Raw genomic sequence first — 17,272 nt, 5'->3', positions numbered from 1 at the left:
GTTTATCTCCCTAGGAACCAGCTGCTAAGAATAATCATTAATCCCAAGCCGGATACTAGAATGTCATTCCTTTTTAGAGCACGATCATTTAGAACGGATATTTCCCCATTGTATCCTCGGCATCTCATGGCTTGCCATAACCGGACGCTCTTGTCGAAAACACGAATAAATAATATCCCACCGATGGCCCCAATGGATTGTATACTTCGCCACCATGTTCCATAACCCAATCTCATCTGCTGGGCCTTTTGCAGGCGTTCTAACTCATCTAATAACGTGAATAATGAGGAATAGGCTAGGGTCATGATTTCAACCAGAAATTTTGGAACCTTAAACCAAGCAAGAGCTTGAATCCACTCTTGAACGGTCGTTGTCAAGGTTAAGACTGACATTATACTAATCCCACCGATAATTCGAGCTGCAAATAAGGCACCTCGTTCTATTCCTTCATAGTACCCAATCACACGAAAAGAGAAGATATGCCATTCAAACAAGGGGGTGTGACCATTAATGAAAATCTGAGTACTTCCCACAAAGGTCGCAAGCAGAAAGATTGGAAGCAAGCGCCGCCACAACAAACGCCAGCTTACTCCGACAAAACGTAAGAGCAGTATACTTATAACTCCAAAGCAAAACGGTAATAGCCAGGAACTTGTGCTTGTAGCCGCAAGCAAACTAGCAACGGTAAGGAGTACTTTGACGCGGCCGTCAACGTGAGATAATTTTGTCGTTGGATTCTGTTCTCTTAGACCTTGCGCCAGCATCAATTTCCCCCCTCGCACATAAACATAAAAGTGCGCTCGTTCAATTAAAGTTGGATCAAAACCGGATCATGGTTAAGGTTTGGACAATTTGCTTGGGCTTTTGGTTCGACCGAAAAGATCCCGCCATACATACCCAATCCAAAAGCCGGCAACCGCTCCACCGATAGCAAACAGAAAAAGTAAGAGATCTCCCTTATCCGTATTAATCAGAGGCGGACGTTCCCCTGCACCCACTTCTGAGGCATATTTTTCGGCTATAGCATTGACTTGAGTATCCGCACCTGGCATTTCTGGACCATATACCCCGAGATATATAATGACCCCAATGAATATAATTAGGAATCCCCATCTCCATACTGGTTGTTGTTTCATCATATTTTTCCTCTTTCTGAGAGATCCGAACTAGAGTACTCTTCCAAACCCAGGTTTTTCTTGCCTTCAGAAGCCGGTAAAATGTGCAGCATTATTAATATGTCAGGACGATGGTCGGCAATATATTTCAAGACCAAACCTGTAAATATCCCCTCCAAGATAGCTATCGGCCATTGGGTGGGAATAAACACAATTAAAACTGCCTGGAATACTTCCCGAAAGGGATGTGTTCCATGAATGGCCAACGCTAATTGGGTCGATGTCCCCACATAAATTGCGAAATCTCCGACAAATCCAGCCATAAATCCTGCCCAAAAGAGACTAATCTTAGTCCGTCGCAGTCCCCAAAAAAGCGTCCACCCTACAAAGCCGCCAAAAACGCCCATAGTCAGGGTGTTTGCGCCAAGTGTTGTTAATCCGCCGTGGGAAAAGAAGAGAGCTTGAAATAAGAGAGCGACCAGACTCATTAACACCGTTATAGCAGGTCCCAGCAGTATAGCTCCCAAAGGAGTCCCTCCAGGATGGGAACTCGTTCCGGTCATGGGAACAGGAATTGGCAGGAGCGAAACTAGGAAGATCCCTGCGGTCATAACTCCCACTAATTGCTTCATCATCGGAATTTCTTGACTCTTTTTAGCAAGGCTTTTTGCCCCAACGGCAACAAAAGTACCTGCACCAACCCAATACGCCAGTGCGTAGGGGCCGGGAAGCATTCCCTCAGCTATGTGCATTCGTTGCCACCTCCTTTATCATTAACAAAGAATCCTTGCAAACCCTCAAGAAGCTGTTGCATAACGAAGATATCTTTGATCGCAACCCGAATAAAATTGCCCGGCAGACCTGCAAAGCTGGCACAGTCTCGCACAAGAATCCCTGAACGTCCTAAATGCTGAATTAATTGTTCTGGCGTCTGGTTCAATACCTCGATCAAAGCAAAATTAACAGCAGTCGGCCAAAGTTTTAGGTCTAAAAATTCAGCTAAGGCAAATTCTCGGTAAAAATACAATCTACTCTCCCTCAATTTTTCTCGCACTTCATCCGGAAACCCTAAATCCTCGAGCGCTGTGATCCCGGCATGCTGTGCAAGCACATTCACAGACCAAGGATCTCGGAATTGCTCAAAATTAGCTATTAAGGACTGTGATGCAAAGACCGTGCCCAAACGTAAGCCTGGTATACTGTAAAACTTGGTTAAGGAGTAGAGAACCATTAGATGCTCGTTGGCAGCTAAATAGCTGCGAGCTGAATGACGATCCTCATCCGGCAAAAAATCAAGGAAAGACTCATCAAAGAGAATTCTACACCCGATTTCTTTGGTTAAGCTTAGAATTCGTTGAAACGTTTCTTTTTCAAGGACACTACCCGTTGGATTATGGGGAGAGCAAAGAAAGAGTAAGTCACACCCTTTGAGGAGTTCACTCCAGATCTGGTCACTATCACGCTCAGATCTGGAGTTTTCGCTTTCTCCGTCCGTTCGATTGAACTTTGCCCAGCCCTCAGGGCCAAGTGGGATATAGTGTACTTCAGCCCCAACCGAACGCGCGGCCCGTTCGTATTCACTAAAGGTGGGAATAGGTATTGCTACTTTCTTCGGTTTCAACGCTTGCACTATGGTGAATATTAATTCACCGGCACCGTTACCAACCATGATCGTTTCGTTAGGTTGTTCCAAATGGTTGGAAAGTTTCTTTCTTAAGGCTAGACTCTCAGGATCCGGATAATGGACAATATCCCCCATGCCTTTTTGCAAGGCAGCCCACACCGCGGGTGGTGGTCCAAAAGGATTGATATTTGCGGAGAGGTCTATAAATGAATCCAAGCCATACAATTCTTGCGCTCTGCGGAGATTTCCACCGTGCATCGTATCACCCCGTATTTTCGATAAATTCCAATTTAGAAGCGACGATTCCGCCCGGATGACTATTAAAAAGATCGAAGTAGGCGGGTGTAAACCGTTGCTGTGCTTCAAACTGTAAGTTTTTGCGTACTTCATGAGCGGAAAAGCCATTTTGCGGAAATACTCCGGCTAACAGTGTACCGCTATGAGCCGTCACAACTCCAAGTCCTCCATTTTGCTTTACCCAGGTCAAAAAAGGCTTAAAGAATGATTTATAATTGACTTCTAAATTACACTGTGCACTGATCGTGCCTGCTGTGGCCAGTTTCTCTAAATCTCCCTGCTCTATTCCTTCGCAGGCCAATCGATACGCCTTCTCAATCTCAAGTTCATTGCGCCGATAGTGCTCAGCTAAACCTGGTCGCGCGTTAAATACTCTGGTATCGATCGTTCCACCCCAATCCAAGGCCAAAAACACGGCAGGGACTGAAGAACCTAGCACGCGCTGGTTATGTCCTTGGACATGCTCAATCTCAGTGATCCCGGGGAACATCACGCTGTCGCTAGGTTCAATCTGTAAAGCAAAATGTGCTAAACGCTCAGGAGCAGGATCCTCTCCGAGGGCAATCAGGGTGGCTGCCGCCACGGCAGTAATGTCAGCCGTCGAGCTCGCCATTCCTTTCCCTTCCGGAAGTTGTTGTAAAAAATCTACTTTACCACCTAACGTAGGAAGACCTAAATTAGCTTTGAGTAATTCCAGTACTTGGAGGGCTTTAGTTTTGTGCAGAGGAAGATCCCAGCTATTAGTATGCAAGTTCAACGCTACTCTGGCTTCAGAAAAACGATCAATGGGACAATCTACGAGAAATGGAACTCCTCTTCGAGCCCCTTGTACCCATTCTCCACATGTCCCCGGACAGCGGGCCAACCCGACAGTGAAATCCATTAATATTCAATCCCCCTACGACTGCTAATTCCTTTTGAGAAAGGATGTTTTAGCATGTTCAGGTCATACCAATTGTCTACTAAAGACTCGATGGTTTCGGGCATGCCACGACCTGTAAGAATCCAGTCCAAGGAAGAACTGGTCAAGAGAAGCTCTTTCAATGGATTGATCTCTAGAAAACCACGGTTTAAGGCATGGCTTACTTCATCTAAGATAATCATTTGGTAGGTGTCTGCCTTAACTTCTCCCGCTACGAAATCAAACGCTTGTTGAACTAACTCTAAGGCGATCTCTGGGTTGCGATTTTGTCGGAAACATTCTCCACACCCTATACAGTGTTTCATTCCAGTACGGATCATCCCTGCCCAGCGACAACCCACTCCAAATTGAATGATCGGAATGGCTAAACGATTAAGCCCTACAAGTTCACCGCTATAAGTGCTCCCTTTGAGGAATTGCACCATCAAAACACGTTTCCCTTGGCAGTAGGCGAGCGCAGCTTCTCCGAGGGCTGAGGTCGTTTTCCCTTTTCCTTGTCCGGTATAAACGGTTATCATACCCCTAGTCTCCCAGAACGGGAAGCAAACCAGTGCTCAAGTAACTCTTGATGTCCCGAAAAATGCAGGTGAAGATACGAAGCGACAAGATTATCCCGAGCATATCCTTCCAAGCGATCCGCTTGGCCTGCTTTAAACAATTCGTAGGCGGGAGGATAGTCTTTGTCATAGATCACTCGAGAATAGTGAAATTCATGCCCCTGAACTGTAGTTCCGCGCGGACCCAGGAAATTATCCTCACGAAAGACTCCTTTACGATAGCCTATACCCTGCAAGCGCTTGGTCATTTCAGCTTTCATCGGAATAAGGCCCACCATTGGAAGCTCGTTGCCTTCAAAATCCTTAATAGAGTTACCGAGATACATGTACCCTCCGCATTCAGCATAGATGGGTTTACCACTGGCCGCATAAGCGCGCAGGGAGTCTAAGAATGAGCTGTTTTCGCTCAAACGATTGAGATGAAGTTCCGGAAAACCCCCACCTAAGATAATCCCATCCAGGTCCTTAGGGAGAGCATGATCGTGTAAGGGGCTAAACGGTACAATTATCGAATCCAATCGTTCTGCAAGGTCTAAAGCATCTTGATAGTAAAAAAGGAACGCCTCATCCCGCGCTAAGCCTAGCTTGAATTTATTCTGCTGGGCTTGAGGAGCGGGATGAGAATTAGGCTCAAGAATGCTAGAATTATTGACAGAACATGTGGCAGTTTTCTTAGTTTCATTCGATGAAAATGATTCACCACTAAACTCAGGGGCAGCCAGCATTATACTTTCGACTTGATCCAAGTCAACGTGTTTAGTTATTAGATCGGAAAGTGTCTCGATAAACCCTTCTAAAAGTCCGCCTTCCCCTACGGGAATCAATCCCAAATGCCGTTCAGGAAGGTGCAGGGATAGTTCTTTCGGGAGAACTCCAAGGACTGGGATCTGGAGATCACAGAGGGCTTCTCTGAGAATATTTTCTTGGGCCATCGATTTGACGCGGTTAAGAATGACACCCTGTACTTTTGTCTGAGGGTCAAACGAGTTAAAGCCGTGGACTAGGGCGGCCACGCTACGTGACATTGAAGAGGCATCGACAATTAGGATGATCGGAGCTTGCAGAAGTTTTGCTACATCTGCCGTACTTCCAAAACCTGCGGTACCACTCATACCATCAAACATACCCATGACTCCCTCAATCACCGCCCAACTCTCCTGAGCACTTTGAGCAAAGATGGCAGGAAGATGCTCTCCTAACAGCCAGCGGTCAAGATTGCGGGAAGCCCTTCCCGTTGCTGCCGCATGATAACTGGGGTCGATGTAATCCGGCCCGACCTTGTACCCTTGGATTGGACGATCGCGCTTTTTCAAAGCCGCCATCAAACCCGTAGCAAGGGTTGTTTTACCTACGCCGCTGTGCGTTCCTGCAAGGACAATCCGTGGAATCTTCATGCTGTATCTCCCTTCCAATTCGATGCGCGAGGCACGAGGTTCGAGGTTCGAAATCTATGTTCGCGAAGTAAATATTCTACATACAGTCAGAAATTTTAACTTATCTTATATACTTTCTGGAAGGTCCCTTCTCACCATCCCGGCACCTTGCCATCCATGGCGGTGCTCTAACTCAAACGTCCTGTTTGAGTCTTGGCTACTGGGACACTCGGCCATTCATGGCCATCGCCTATGGCTTGGCGCCAGCCAAGTTTTCTTTATTCGCACCTCGCGCATCGAACTTCGAGCATCGCTAAAAATTAACTACTAAATAAGCTACAATAAGTGCAGGCAGAAGGGATAACCAGGTCGCCGTTTGAACCAGTTGACGGCAACGGACAATGTCTGTGGCTCCTACTGGATGAAGAGCATCTCCCATTTCTGCTCGGTGGTGTGTCCGACCATGATAGATATTGATGCCGCCAAGCTGAATGCCAAGTAACCCAGCAACCACACTTTCCGGATTCCCACCGTTGGGACTAGGATGACTTGAGGCATCTCGCTTCCACATTCGGTAGGCGTGACCCACTGACATTCCTCTTAACCAACCTGCGAGCAGTAAGATCAGAACGGATAAGCGCGCGGGTATGTAATTCGCCCAATCATCTGTGCGAGCCGAGAACCAGCCAAAGTCTTCATAGCGCTCGTTCCTATAGCCGACCATAGAATCCAAAGTGCTGACCGCTTTAAAGGCCATCGCTAAGGGCGCTCCTCCGAGAGCGGCGTAAAAAAGCGGGGACAAAATCCCATCAACGAAGTTTTCGGCCAGCGTCTCAACGGTTCCTCTAGCAAGCTCACCTTCGGAAAGATTGCTAGTGTCACGGCTAACCAACCAAGAAAGCCGTGTACGAGCCTCAGTCAAGTCCCCTTTTAGCAAAGGAACTAGGACACTTAGTCCAGCATCTAAGAGGGATTTACTAGCTAAGGTTGTGAAAATAAAATAAGTGGTTAACCCAAAACCCAGCAAGGGATGCAGTGTCTTCGCTGCCAATACTGCAACCCAGGTGAGCAGATAACTTCCCCCTACTACAAGGATCGTTAGCAGGACCCCGTTGCGGCGTCGCAGCTTGGGAGTTCCTAGATTGAGCTGGAGCTCCAGATAGGCAATCAGGTTCCCTATTCCCACGACTGGATGGGGCCAACTGCGTGGATCTCCAATAACCTGATCAAGTATAAATCCAAACAGAACAGCGATCGGAAGAAGCGCTGAAACGATACTCAATGTTTCCATAATTTTAAGTTAAGCTCATAATGTCTCGAATCCGTTCCAGATCCACATTTTGACGAACTAAATCTGCCAACTCATTAAACGCAGATTCACGAAGTGCTGCTTGAGAAAGTGACGCTTCTACCGGTCGTGCAGACCCTCTGCGCTGCCAAAGCCAGTTTAAAAGGGATGTCCGCAAGCTATCATTATCGAAAATTCCATGTAAATAGGTTCCATAAGCATTTCCTACCTGCAAACCATCGACATTAGACTCTCCATTCGAAGTCAAATTGAACAGCGGAGTATGCCCCTCATCCATCGTGGTTCGACCCATATGGATCTCGTAACCAACCACTGTATCACCAGTACAGGCTTTCAAGAAGCCTTGCTCCGCCAGAATGGTCCCCTTACTCTGAACGGTATGTTTCTGAGGATAGAATTCTGTCACCATCGGCAAAATGCCAAGCCCTGAGACCTCTTCCAGCTCGGACTCTGTATGCAACGGATCCTTCACTAAGCGTCCCATCATTTGATAGCCACCACAAATCCCGATGACAGGAACCTCTTTTTCATCAAGCTTATGAATGAGAGTCCCTAAGCCGCTCTCATGAAGAAAATGCAAGTCAGCGAGAGTGTTTTTGCTGCCGGGAATGATGAGGAGATCTGGTTTTCCCAAATTCGCAGGGTCAGTAACATAGCGCACCGCAACATCGGGTTCATCCTGAAGCGCATCAAAGTCCGTAAAATTAGAAATGTAAGGTAAACGAATGACTGCCACGTCCAATTGGTCTGCTAAGGAAACCGAGGGTTTTTCGTCTGCTTCGTTTAAAGCTACGGAATCTTCATCTGGAATACGGATCTTGAAATAAGGAACAACTCCCACTACTGGGATTCCTGTTTTTTCTTCGATGAAGTCTAGGGCAGGCTGAAGAAGCTTAATTTCCCCTCGAAACTTATTAAAGATAATCCCTTTGATCAGTGCTCGTTCTTCAGGTTCCACTAATTCCAAGGTTCCTACAACGGCTGCTAAGGCCCCGCCACGGTCAATATCTGCTACGAGTAAGACCGGTGAATTGGCCTCCATGGCAACCCGCATATTAACAATATCATTGGATTTAAGATTGACTTCAGCCGGACTTCCTGCTCCTTCAATCACTACGATTTCATAGTCCTTGAGCAAGCCGTGGAGTGCCTCTGTCACATACGGCCAAGTCATACGCTGATATTCCCCATGGTAACGCAGAGCTGTCACATTCCCCTGAGACTTGCCCATAATAACGACTTGAGAGCCGGTTGGCCCACTGGGTTTAAGTAAAATTGGGTTCATTCGTACCTCTGGTTCGACTCCAGCAGCTTGGGCCTGAACCACTTGAGCTCTCCCCATCTCTCCACCTGCTGTGGTCACAAACGAATTAAGCGCCATATTCTGTGCTTTAAACGGACTTACATGGTAGCCTTCTTGATAAAAAATTCGGCAAAATGCAGCAGCCAAAACGCTCTTGCCAACGCTTGAAGAAGTCCCCTGGATCATAAGTTTGGCTGTTGATTGATTATTTGAAGACATTATTTTCACCCTCTTTTTCTTAAGCGGTGCTTTTTGAGCTTATTTAAGCTGTTTTAAAACAGTATAAATTAAGGCGTTAATTACTGTTGCAGCGATGGGACTTCCTCCTCGCGTCCCACGGACTGTAATCGAGGGGAACTCTTGGTGCTCCCAAAGTAAATCCTTGGACTCTTTTGCTCCGATAAAACCCACGGGAATTCCGACGATCAAAGCAGGTCGGGTCTCCGGATTCTCAGCTAAACGTAAGACTTCGATGAGAGCCGTTGGAGCGTTTCCAATCGCGACGATTGAGCCACGCAGACCCTCGGCATTCATACGAAAAGCCGTCATTGAGCGTGTGATGCCCCATACTTTGGCTTGTTCGGGAACTCCGGGAGAATTCAGGAAGCATTCCACAGTTCCACCCAACGATTTGAGTTTTTCTTTGGAGATCCCTGCTCGAACCATCTCAACGTCCGTGATCACGTTGGCGCCCTCTTTTAGAGCCTTTAGCCCGCAGGCAATCGCTTCTGGATGAATCGCAATTGCCGATTCTAAGGTCGGATCTCCAGTTGTATGAATTATCCGTTCTACCACTGGAAAGTCAGCTTCTAGCCAGGGACGGGTTAGTCCAGCGCGAATAATCCGCATACTTTCTACTTCGATTTGACTCGGGTCTAGAATGAAGGCTGTTGTCATTCAGCTAAAGCCTCCTTGATGCGCAGACTGGCCAAATTCGCAATCCCGTCATCAGCTCCCAGTTCTTTGGTAAAGATGATCTCCACGTTCGGATTCTGTTCCCGAATTTCTCGTAATTCTTCGTGGATATCCACCGTCACATGGATTCCACGGAAGAGAAAGAGTGGCATTACAACAATGCTTGATGCGCCACCTTTAATTTTAGCTTCTACTGCTTCGGGAAGGCTCGGGTGATCATGAGCCATATACGCAGGGGTTACAGGTTGTTCCATTAAGCGACTCACTTTTTCGGCGACCACTAAAAGTCCTTGATTAGCCTCAGCACGGCGGCTACCGTGTCCTAAGAGAATTAGTTCTGATTTCATGGTATCATTTCCTCCAATTGTTTTATAAATTGGGTAACTGTACAACTCTTTGAATCCATTTCGACAACGGGTCGTTTTAGAATAACCAAGGGAAGGTTTAAGCTGAGACAGGCCTGTACTTTTTCGAGGGTTCCGCCAACTTTTCCACTTTCTTTGGCTACCACCACCTCGATCTTTAATTGCTTAAACATGGCTTCATCCCAGGCTTGGGAAAATGGACCCTGGGCGGCAATAATTTGATTGGGTTTAAACCCTAATGATTCACAACGCGCCAACACCTCAGAAGTAGGGAGAACGCGAACATAGAGCATTTTGTCATTCATTGAAGGATGAGCTACCCACTCAGGCAACCCATTACTTCCGGTGGTGAGCAGAATACGTTGTCCTAACTTCACTGCTATTTGTACAGCGGCCGGTATGTCCTCTGCCCAATGAATAAGGGGATGATCAGCTAGCTCCAGTTCTGAGCGCTCCCAGCGGAGGTAAGGTATGGCTAGCTCTGCGCAGACGGTTTTGGCCATTTCTTTCACTCGTACCGCGTAGGGATGAGTAGCATCCACCAGAGCTGCAAAGGAATTAGCTTGGAGAAGATCAGTGAGGATTTCTGCATCCATCGCTCCCGAGCGAGCTGGCAGCCCCTGTTCTTGTGCCAAATCTGCGCCATAGGCTGTCAGAGTGGATACTAAAACATCATGTCCCCTCTGCATCAGGGCATCCGCAAGCTCTCGCCCATCCTCTGTACCTGCTAGGACTAAAAGCCTCACAGTTTATACCCTCGAGGAGTCACCATATAGGGGCCAACGATTCGGGTTTGAGAGTTTCCAATAATCACGGTCGTGAGCATGTCGATGGGGTGCTTTGTGAATTCCCCCAGGGTGGTAATCAGCACGCTCGATTCATCCCCTCGTAAAGCCTCACGAACCAATCCTACAGGTGTGTCAGGATGACGATAGCGGAGGATAATCTCCCGCACCTTCTCTATGTGTTGTGGACGACCGTTACTTTTCGGGTTATAAAGTGCAAAGATAAAATCACCTTCGGCAGCTAAGCGCACTCGTTTCTCGATGACTTCCCATGGCGTCAAAAGATCACTTAAGCTAACCACTGCGAAATCATGCATTAAAGGAGCACCTAACATGGAAGCTGCTGCAGAGGCTGCCGTCACTCCAGGAATGATTTCCAAGGGTAGATCGAGGAGGTTTTCTTGTTCCAGACACTCGATAATAATCCCAGCCATGCCGTAAACTCCGGCATCCCCACTGCTTACGACGGCTACTCGGTGTCCTTCAGCCGCCAAACGAATGGCTTCTCGACAGCGATCAATTTCTTGACGCATCCCAGTTGCAACAACTTGTTGATGGGTTATAAACGGCCGAATAAGGTCGATATAGGTTTTATAGCCCACGATAAATTCAACCTCATTTAATACCGACTGAACCCGTGTTGTCATATGGTCTTGGTCCCCCGGCCCGAGGCCTACGACAAAAAGTTTTCTATGCTGATCGCCACTGTGACCCCCTGCCCCTTGGTCTTCGGCAGAACTAGCCGTCCCCTTTTGGCTCCCAGTAAACTCGCTGCTTCGCATACACCGTCCACTCCTATCTTTTCACTTACAAAGTTTGATCGACTTAACTGTTCTTGAAGATTAACCACTTGTAGTTCATCCGTTCGGTAGGTTTGAAACGGAACTCTTAGGTATTTAGCCGCTTCAATCAGACCCACTTCGTCAGATTTCAGGTCAACGCTATAAATTCCTTTAATAGCTTTAAGGGAGGCTCCGAGCTGTTCTACTGCCGTCCTGATTCTCTCTAAAATGACTTCGCTAGAAACCGCGCGACGACACCCTACCCCAACACTTAAGATCGGTGGGACTAAATACAGGCAATCCGCCTTAAGGCTTGAGTTTGGAAAAGCATCGATAATAACATTTGCTTGATCTTTTTCGTTTTCGGACAAGAAACGATAATTTGGATCACTTACCCAAGTATGATGCTCAGGTTTAAAAGGATAACTTGTCCAGACATTGAGACGATTTTGCTCTAAGAGCAAGCGATTGACCGCTGGCAAATGATCGACAGGTTCTACTTTCCAGCCATACCTGCGGGCGTATTCGTCAGGCGCCACCATTCCCCTTACATCCGTGGCTGTCGTAATAACGGGCAAAGCACCAAGCTGTTCAGAGATCTGATGGGCCCAAGCGTTTGCGCCACCTAAATGACCAGAAAGCAGAGGAATCACGAATTTCCCTGCTTCGTCTAAGACAAGCACAGCAGGATCTCGATCTTTTCCTTCTAATAAAGAGGCAATTTGACGTACAACAATTCCTGTAGCCATGACAAAGATCAACACCGAATACTTTTGCCACAGACTCGGTACGATATCGCTCAAACGAGTAAAGATCTGCAGTTGCAGCTCAGTCTGTTTTTGTGCTTCACCCTGATTCTTAGTTTGACCGAGCACTTTCTCATGAATATAGACTTTTTGAATAACGGTATTCGGAAGACCCTCTCCAATACGTTGGATCGTGTCCAAGCCTCGGTCGGTTAAGGACACAAGCGCAACTTTCGTTTTTGCGTCTACGTCTTCGCCTTCGCCTATGTTTATGTTCACTTTTCTGTCCCTTGCCTATATTCATGCGTAAAGGTCGGGTCATAAAGTTTGGAACGGGCGTACCCCTTGGCTGGATCTAAGAAGTCTCCGACAAGGATTTGAGCCTGTTTACGAATTCCTGCATTTTTAACTTTTTCCACGATGGTTTCTAAGGTTCCCAGCAGAACCTCTTCATCCGGCCAACTTGCTTTTGCGACCACAGCAATGGGTGTGGAGGCCGGATAACCACCATCCAATAAGGCTTGGACGACGGATCCCATATCCTGAACACTTAGGAAAATCGCCATACTAGCTTGATGTTGCGCTAATTTGGCAAGTGCTTCACGTTCTGGAACGGGAGTGCGTCCAGCTAAGCGGGTGAGTATCAAGGTCTGGCTAATTTCCGGCAGTGTAAATTCGCGTTTAACCGCTGCGGCAGCTGCAAACACCGAACTGACCCCTGGAATAACAGAATAAGGTATTTCTTGTTTATCTAAATGTTCAAATTGTTCCTTTATGGCTCCATACATACTGGGATCTCCCGTATGGAGTCGGACGATGGTTTCTCCGCTTTGGGCTCCCTCGAACATAAGAGCGACCACTTCTTCCAGTGTGAGATGGGCGCTATCATGAAACGGGGTACCAGGACGACAAATGCCAAGTAATTCCGGGTTAACTAAAGACCCAGCATAAATCACGCGATCCGCTCTTTCCAGCGCGCGAGAACCTTTGATCGTGATCAGTTCAGGATCCCCTGGACCAGCACCGACGAAGATTACTTCACCCTTAGTTATTTTCTGGCTCACTGTTTTCCCTCCCCAACAAATCTTTTTTCACGAGTAACAAACTGAGATAATCGATTTTGTCGACTGTGAAATCCTCTGGTTTAGGTTCCCAGCGGATTTTCTCTCCAGATTGTCCGAGGCGAGTTAACAAGACCGCTTTTCTCTCGCGCTCTTCCAGAAGCGTTAAAATCTCAGGAAGCCTGCGGGAGACTTTCATTAAAACTAAATTGGGGAAATTGAGAAATTCTCCAACATCTTCGGTACTTGGCAAGATTAGAAGAGGCTCATCCCCAGTTGCAAGAGGCAAGTTAATCTTGGCTGCCGCCGCGGACATAGCTGTAATGCCTGGCACTGTGATAACACATTCCTGTGGTAATTCCTCCTGAAGGATGTTAAGTAGGTAGCTGTAAGTACTATAAAGGGAAGGATCACCCAGAGTGATAAAGGCAACCGATTTACCCTGTTTCAGTTCAACTAGAAGGGTTTGTGCTCCATCTTGCCAAGCCTTTGTTAAAACCTGCTGATCCGAAGTCATGGGCATTTCGAGTTCGACAAGTCGGACATTAGCTGGACAATGAATTTTGGCAATATCCCAGGCCACACTTTCTCGATCGAGCTTGGATTTGGGGATAGCTACCAAATCCACTGATTGTAGGACATCGACGGCTTGTAAAGTCAAGAGACGAGGATCACCGGGACCGACCCCGACTCCATAGAATTTTCCCCATGTTGTATTCATGATGCTTCCCCTCTTCGTGCTGAAATTATAAAGATTGGATTCAAAGCTTGGGCCATATGCAGAGTTTGTACTGCTTTCCAACGGACTGCTTGAATAGAGACCGTATCGATATCCTGATAGTTAAAGTCTGTAAGCAGTTTCAATCCTTGAGCCACTGTTTCGATGGTCACTGCTGTGATCACGATTCTTCCCCCTTCAACAAGGGGCACCGTACTTAAGATTTCTGATAAACGTCCATTACTGCCACCAATAATACAGACATCGACTGGGGGAAGTTCCCCGAAAACATCTGGCGCAGCTCCGGAAATCAGACGAAGATTTGAAACCCCAAACTTGAGCTGATTGGCAAGAATAAGTGCTTGAGCCTCTGAATTATGCTCAATTGCATATACTACACCCTCAGAAGCGAGACCGGCTGCTTCGATACTAATACTCCCCGTACCCGCTCCAATATCCACGACCTGATCATATTTCGAAATTTGGGCTTTGGCGAGTACTTGAACCCGAATTTCCGCCTTGGTCATGGGAACCTTTCCGCGTAGAAACTCTTCGTCTGGAATTCCAAGCCTGCAACCTACCCCCTGTTTAGGGGAGTGCTGGGCTTTTTGAATAGTATTTGGATAGAGGATAACAATTGCATTCTTTAACAAGATTTTCTCCTGAGCCAAATGCTCTGCGTCCATTGTTGACCAAAATTCCTCTGGATAAGCAAGGGCATTACCGACTGAAATAAGAGGGTTATTGCCACGCTCCAAATAGAGTTGCGCGATTTTCTGAGGCGTATTTTCTCCACCAGTTAGAACCGCTGTGGGACGAGTAATTACCTGAGGAAGTACAGACAATTCTCGACCATGAACACTTGCAAAGATGGCCTCTTGCCAAGGAAGCCCGGCTCTTGCAAAAGCGAATTGAAGAGAACTGATCCCCGGATAGACGTCGATTATTTCCTCCGGAAATTCCTTCTTAAGTCTAGGTAAAAAACTGAAAAACCCAGGGTCGCCTGAGACGAGAACCCCGACAACGTTCTCTTCTAGAAGTGCGCTTCTGATCACTTCTATACTGCTAGCTAGGTCACCGGATAGGGAGTACTGGCGTCCTGTGAAATCAGGAAAGAGTTTTAGAGCCCTAGTCCCTCCGATTAGAATTTCGCAGTTCTTTACAAGTTCAGTAATTGCAGGGGGCAACCATTCCGGCCTTCCAGGGCCGATACCGATTACTTGTAACATGAAAAACCTTCTTCCCTTGTTTAATAGGTATAGAAAACTTGGCTGGCGCTAAGCTTCAGCGCAGGCGGCCGCCTTAGTTGCACTTATGCTTAGAAAGTATATAACGCAAGTTTATACTTTCTGATAGTATAATAAAAAGCGAGCCTGAGCGGCTCGTATGGTTTACCCTAAATAAACACACACATCTCCTATCGCTCGTAGGTTTGTGATGCTACTTAAGGCAGGTTTCCTGGCTTCAAATCATCATTCTCATCTCTGTCCTAGCATTTGAGCGTAGGATTTCCGAAGAGAACTCCTTGTTTACAGTGGCGGGACCGCGTCGGATTTTCACCGACTTCCCCTTTTAGATCCTTTATTACAAAGGAACCTTAAGCATAACGCTATTAAATTTATGAATAGTCCAATTCGACTGATAATGGGATATTCTATAAGTATATACTAAATTCCTCTTTTTCAAAATACCTTCCTAAAAAAAAGAGTTATATCAACCAAGTATTCTTTTTCCTATCATTGAACAAATAAGCGACACAGCTAATTTGCCCGTTTGATTCATATGATAGGCCTAGTACACCACTATAAATCACTCATATACTTTAAGGCTTCTAAATCTAAAATTTTGAATTCAGTCAAGTAAAAATCAATAACTCCCTCATCCCTCATTTTACACATTTCTCTGGACATGGATGGACGAGACACATTCAGGAAATCCGAGAGTTCATTTCGATTTAAGGGCAGAATTATGTTTTTGTCGCCTGTCTTTTTATATTGCTCCAATAAATATGTGCAGATTTTCCCGCGCATACTTTTGATCGTCAGATATTCAACCTTCTTGTTCAACATCATGGCTCTTTCGGAAATTATCCTTAAAAAGTTCTGGATCAGAATTCTGTGCCATGAACACATCTTGTCACACTCGCCAACAATTTTTCCTCTCGGCAGGAAAAGAACCTCACAAGCTTCATGGGCCTGAACAGTTGCTGGCCAGATCATTTGGCTGGAAAAGGCGACTAACTCACCAAAAATATCCCCTTGCTTTAAAAGTGTCATAACAATCCTGTTTCCTGCGGCATTTTCTTTACTGACCGTCGCTGTACCCTTGAGAACTATTCCAACGCTTTCATAGGGATCTCCGCCCGTCACAATATAATCACTTCTTTTATAGCAGCAAACTTTAGGCTTCAAACAATTCAACATAGCTAATATGGCATCTCTTTCAATTCCTTGAAAAAGGCTTACTTGTGAAACTTTATCCAAATATTTTTCAAACATCACACACCCCTACTCATTTTTGTATCCTCAGATACCGACTTAATTCTTTCATTGTAATATAATGAACCTGTAAAAACAATCATTTGAAAGGGGTTATGACAATGTTAAGAAATATTATAAAAATAGATGAAGAAAAGTGTAACGGCTGCGGCCTTTGTGTCACTGCTTGTCATGAAGGTGCCTTAAAGCTGATTGACGGTAAAGCCCGTCTTGTTTCTGAAAGCTATTGTGACGGTCTTGGAGACTGTCTACCTGAGTGCCCGACCGGAGCTATCGTCCTTGAAGAGAGAGAAACTGTCGTCTATGACGAAGCAGCTGTCAAAAAGCATATGGAGAAAAACAAGCCACAGCCTGTAGCCTCCCTTCCCTGTGGTTGCCCCGGTACCCAAGCAAAAGTGCTGGCCAAAAGACAACTTGAAGACATACCTGTTCATTCCTCAGAAAACGCACACTCCCGGCTTGGTCAGTGGCCCTGCCAGTTAAAATTAGTACCAGTAACTGCACCTTATCTTAATAACGCGCATTTGCTGATTGCCGCTGACTGCACTGCCTTCGCCTACCCAAATATTCACGAAAAATTTATGCGCAATAAGATCACCTTGATTGCCTGTCCTAAACTAGATGATACCGATTATTCAGAGAAACTGACGGCGATCCTAAAACAGCATGAAATTAAAAGCGTGTCCGTCTTAAGAATGGAAGTACCCTGCTGTGGCGGTTTAGTTCAAGCTGTAAAGAAAGCCTTGTCAAGCAGCGGAAAAATGATACCCTGGAATGTCGTCACAATAGGAACTGACGGAAGAATTATCGAGGATTGATCAGAGTAATGATAACTGAGGGAAACAGAGGGACAGGTGCGTTGTTTCGCGAAACAATGCACCTGTCCCCTTGTTTTCTTGTTT

Annotated in this window: 19 protein-coding genes and 1 riboswitch; of the genes, 1 reads left to right on the top strand and 18 read right to left on the bottom strand. The window is 46.3% G+C overall.

Features of this window, described 5'->3' with window-relative positions:
- Positions 1 to 2 precede the first annotated feature (2 nt).
- The 18 genes from cbiQ to ACYQ3Q_RS15865 form a co-directional block, all read right to left on the bottom strand.
- Entirely contained in the window at positions 3 to 764 is a 762-nt protein-coding gene (gene cbiQ / locus ACYQ3Q_RS15950; RefSeq protein ID WP_459929523.1) for a cobalt ECF transporter T component CbiQ, read from the bottom strand.
- Between the two features lie 72 nt (positions 765 to 836).
- Positions 837 to 1,139, bottom strand: coding sequence for a hypothetical protein (locus ACYQ3Q_RS15945; RefSeq protein ID WP_459929522.1), 303 nt, complete (start codon positions 1,137 to 1,139; stop codon positions 837 to 839).
- Complete coding sequence (locus tag ACYQ3Q_RS15940; RefSeq protein WP_459929521.1) at positions 1,136 to 1,867, bottom strand: energy-coupling factor ABC transporter permease; 732 nt, start codon at positions 1,865 to 1,867, stop codon at positions 1,136 to 1,138. Before ACYQ3Q_RS15940 ends, ACYQ3Q_RS15945 begins: the two co-directional genes overlap by 4 nt.
- Positions 1,858 to 2,997, bottom strand: coding sequence for a pyridoxal phosphate-dependent aminotransferase (locus tag ACYQ3Q_RS15935; protein ID WP_459929520.1), 1,140 nt, complete (start codon positions 2,995 to 2,997; stop codon positions 1,858 to 1,860). Before ACYQ3Q_RS15935 ends, ACYQ3Q_RS15940 begins: the two co-directional genes overlap by 10 nt.
- Before the next feature lie 4 nt (positions 2,998 to 3,001).
- Entirely contained in the window at positions 3,002 to 3,919 is a 918-nt protein-coding gene (locus ACYQ3Q_RS15930; protein WP_459929519.1) for a GHMP family kinase ATP-binding protein, read from the bottom strand.
- Entirely contained in the window at positions 3,919 to 4,476 is a 558-nt protein-coding gene (locus ACYQ3Q_RS15925; protein WP_459929518.1) for a cob(I)yrinic acid a,c-diamide adenosyltransferase, read from the bottom strand. The genes ACYQ3Q_RS15930 and ACYQ3Q_RS15925 overlap by 1 nt, the downstream gene beginning before the upstream one ends.
- Positions 4,473 to 5,909 (bottom strand): cobyrinic acid a,c-diamide synthase CobB, encoded by a 1,437-nt coding sequence (locus ACYQ3Q_RS15920; protein WP_459929517.1) that lies wholly within the window; start codon positions 5,907 to 5,909, stop codon positions 4,473 to 4,475. Before ACYQ3Q_RS15920 ends, ACYQ3Q_RS15925 begins: the two co-directional genes overlap by 4 nt.
- A gap of 292 nt (positions 5,910 to 6,201) precedes the next feature.
- A complete protein-coding gene (cbiB, locus tag ACYQ3Q_RS15915) occupies positions 6,202 to 7,179 on the bottom strand; it encodes an adenosylcobinamide-phosphate synthase CbiB (protein ID WP_459929516.1) in 978 nt (325 codons plus the stop codon).
- Between the two features lie 4 nt (positions 7,180 to 7,183).
- Positions 7,184 to 8,719: a cobyric acid synthase gene (locus tag ACYQ3Q_RS15910; RefSeq protein WP_459929515.1), complete on the bottom strand. Its 1,536-nt coding sequence runs from the start codon at positions 8,717 to 8,719 to the stop codon at positions 7,184 to 7,186.
- Between the two features lie 39 nt (positions 8,720 to 8,758).
- Positions 8,759 to 9,397, bottom strand: a complete 639-nt coding sequence (locus tag ACYQ3Q_RS15905; RefSeq protein ID WP_459929514.1) for a precorrin-8X methylmutase — start codon at positions 9,395 to 9,397, stop codon at positions 8,759 to 8,761.
- Positions 9,394 to 9,762, bottom strand: coding sequence for a sirohydrochlorin chelatase (locus tag ACYQ3Q_RS15900; protein ID WP_459929513.1), 369 nt, complete (start codon positions 9,760 to 9,762; stop codon positions 9,394 to 9,396). The genes ACYQ3Q_RS15905 and ACYQ3Q_RS15900 overlap by 4 nt, the downstream gene beginning before the upstream one ends.
- Positions 9,759 to 10,526 carry a precorrin-6A reductase gene (cobK, locus tag ACYQ3Q_RS15895; protein ID WP_459929512.1) on the bottom strand — a complete coding sequence of 256 codons (768 nt, stop codon included), beginning with the start codon at positions 10,524 to 10,526 and terminating at the stop codon, positions 9,759 to 9,761. Before cobK ends, ACYQ3Q_RS15900 begins: the two co-directional genes overlap by 4 nt.
- Entirely contained in the window at positions 10,523 to 11,212 is a 690-nt protein-coding gene (cobJ, locus tag ACYQ3Q_RS15890; protein WP_459929511.1) for a precorrin-3B C(17)-methyltransferase, read from the bottom strand. The genes cobK and cobJ overlap by 4 nt, the downstream gene beginning before the upstream one ends.
- A 26-nt stretch (positions 11,213 to 11,238) precedes the next feature.
- Positions 11,239 to 12,372 carry a cobalt-precorrin 5A hydrolase gene (locus ACYQ3Q_RS15885; protein ID WP_459929510.1) on the bottom strand — a complete coding sequence of 378 codons (1,134 nt, stop codon included), beginning with the start codon at positions 12,370 to 12,372 and terminating at the stop codon, positions 11,239 to 11,241.
- Positions 12,369 to 13,157, bottom strand: a complete 789-nt coding sequence (cobM, locus tag ACYQ3Q_RS15880; protein ID WP_459929509.1) for a precorrin-4 C(11)-methyltransferase — start codon at positions 13,155 to 13,157, stop codon at positions 12,369 to 12,371. The genes ACYQ3Q_RS15885 and cobM overlap by 4 nt, the downstream gene beginning before the upstream one ends.
- Entirely contained in the window at positions 13,138 to 13,875 is a 738-nt protein-coding gene (cobI, locus tag ACYQ3Q_RS15875; RefSeq protein ID WP_459929508.1) for a precorrin-2 C(20)-methyltransferase, read from the bottom strand. The genes cobM and cobI overlap by 20 nt, the downstream gene beginning before the upstream one ends.
- Positions 13,872 to 15,101 (bottom strand): precorrin-6y C5,15-methyltransferase (decarboxylating) subunit CbiE, encoded by a 1,230-nt coding sequence (cbiE, locus tag ACYQ3Q_RS15870; RefSeq protein WP_459929507.1) that lies wholly within the window; start codon positions 15,099 to 15,101, stop codon positions 13,872 to 13,874. The genes cobI and cbiE overlap by 4 nt, the downstream gene beginning before the upstream one ends.
- 202 nt (positions 15,102 to 15,303) lie before the next feature.
- A riboswitch (cobalamin riboswitch) is annotated at positions 15,304 to 15,487 on the bottom strand.
- A gap of 187 nt (positions 15,488 to 15,674) precedes the next feature.
- On the bottom strand, positions 15,675 to 16,370 hold the full coding sequence (locus ACYQ3Q_RS15865) for a Crp/Fnr family transcriptional regulator (RefSeq protein WP_459929506.1): 696 nt from the start codon (positions 16,368 to 16,370) through the stop codon (positions 15,675 to 15,677).
- A 101-nt stretch (positions 16,371 to 16,471) separates the two neighbouring features.
- Here ACYQ3Q_RS15865 and ACYQ3Q_RS15860 point away from each other — a divergent pair, with 101 nt between their 5' ends.
- Positions 16,472 to 17,188, top strand: a complete 717-nt coding sequence (locus ACYQ3Q_RS15860; protein ID WP_459929505.1) for a 4Fe-4S binding protein — start codon at positions 16,472 to 16,474, stop codon at positions 17,186 to 17,188.
- Positions 17,189 to 17,272 lie beyond the last annotated feature (84 nt).

The organism is Desulfosporosinus burensis, from assembly GCF_054657535.1.
The sequence above is the reverse complement of the archived record's forward strand: the minus strand, read 5'-3'. Positions and strand labels throughout refer to the sequence as shown.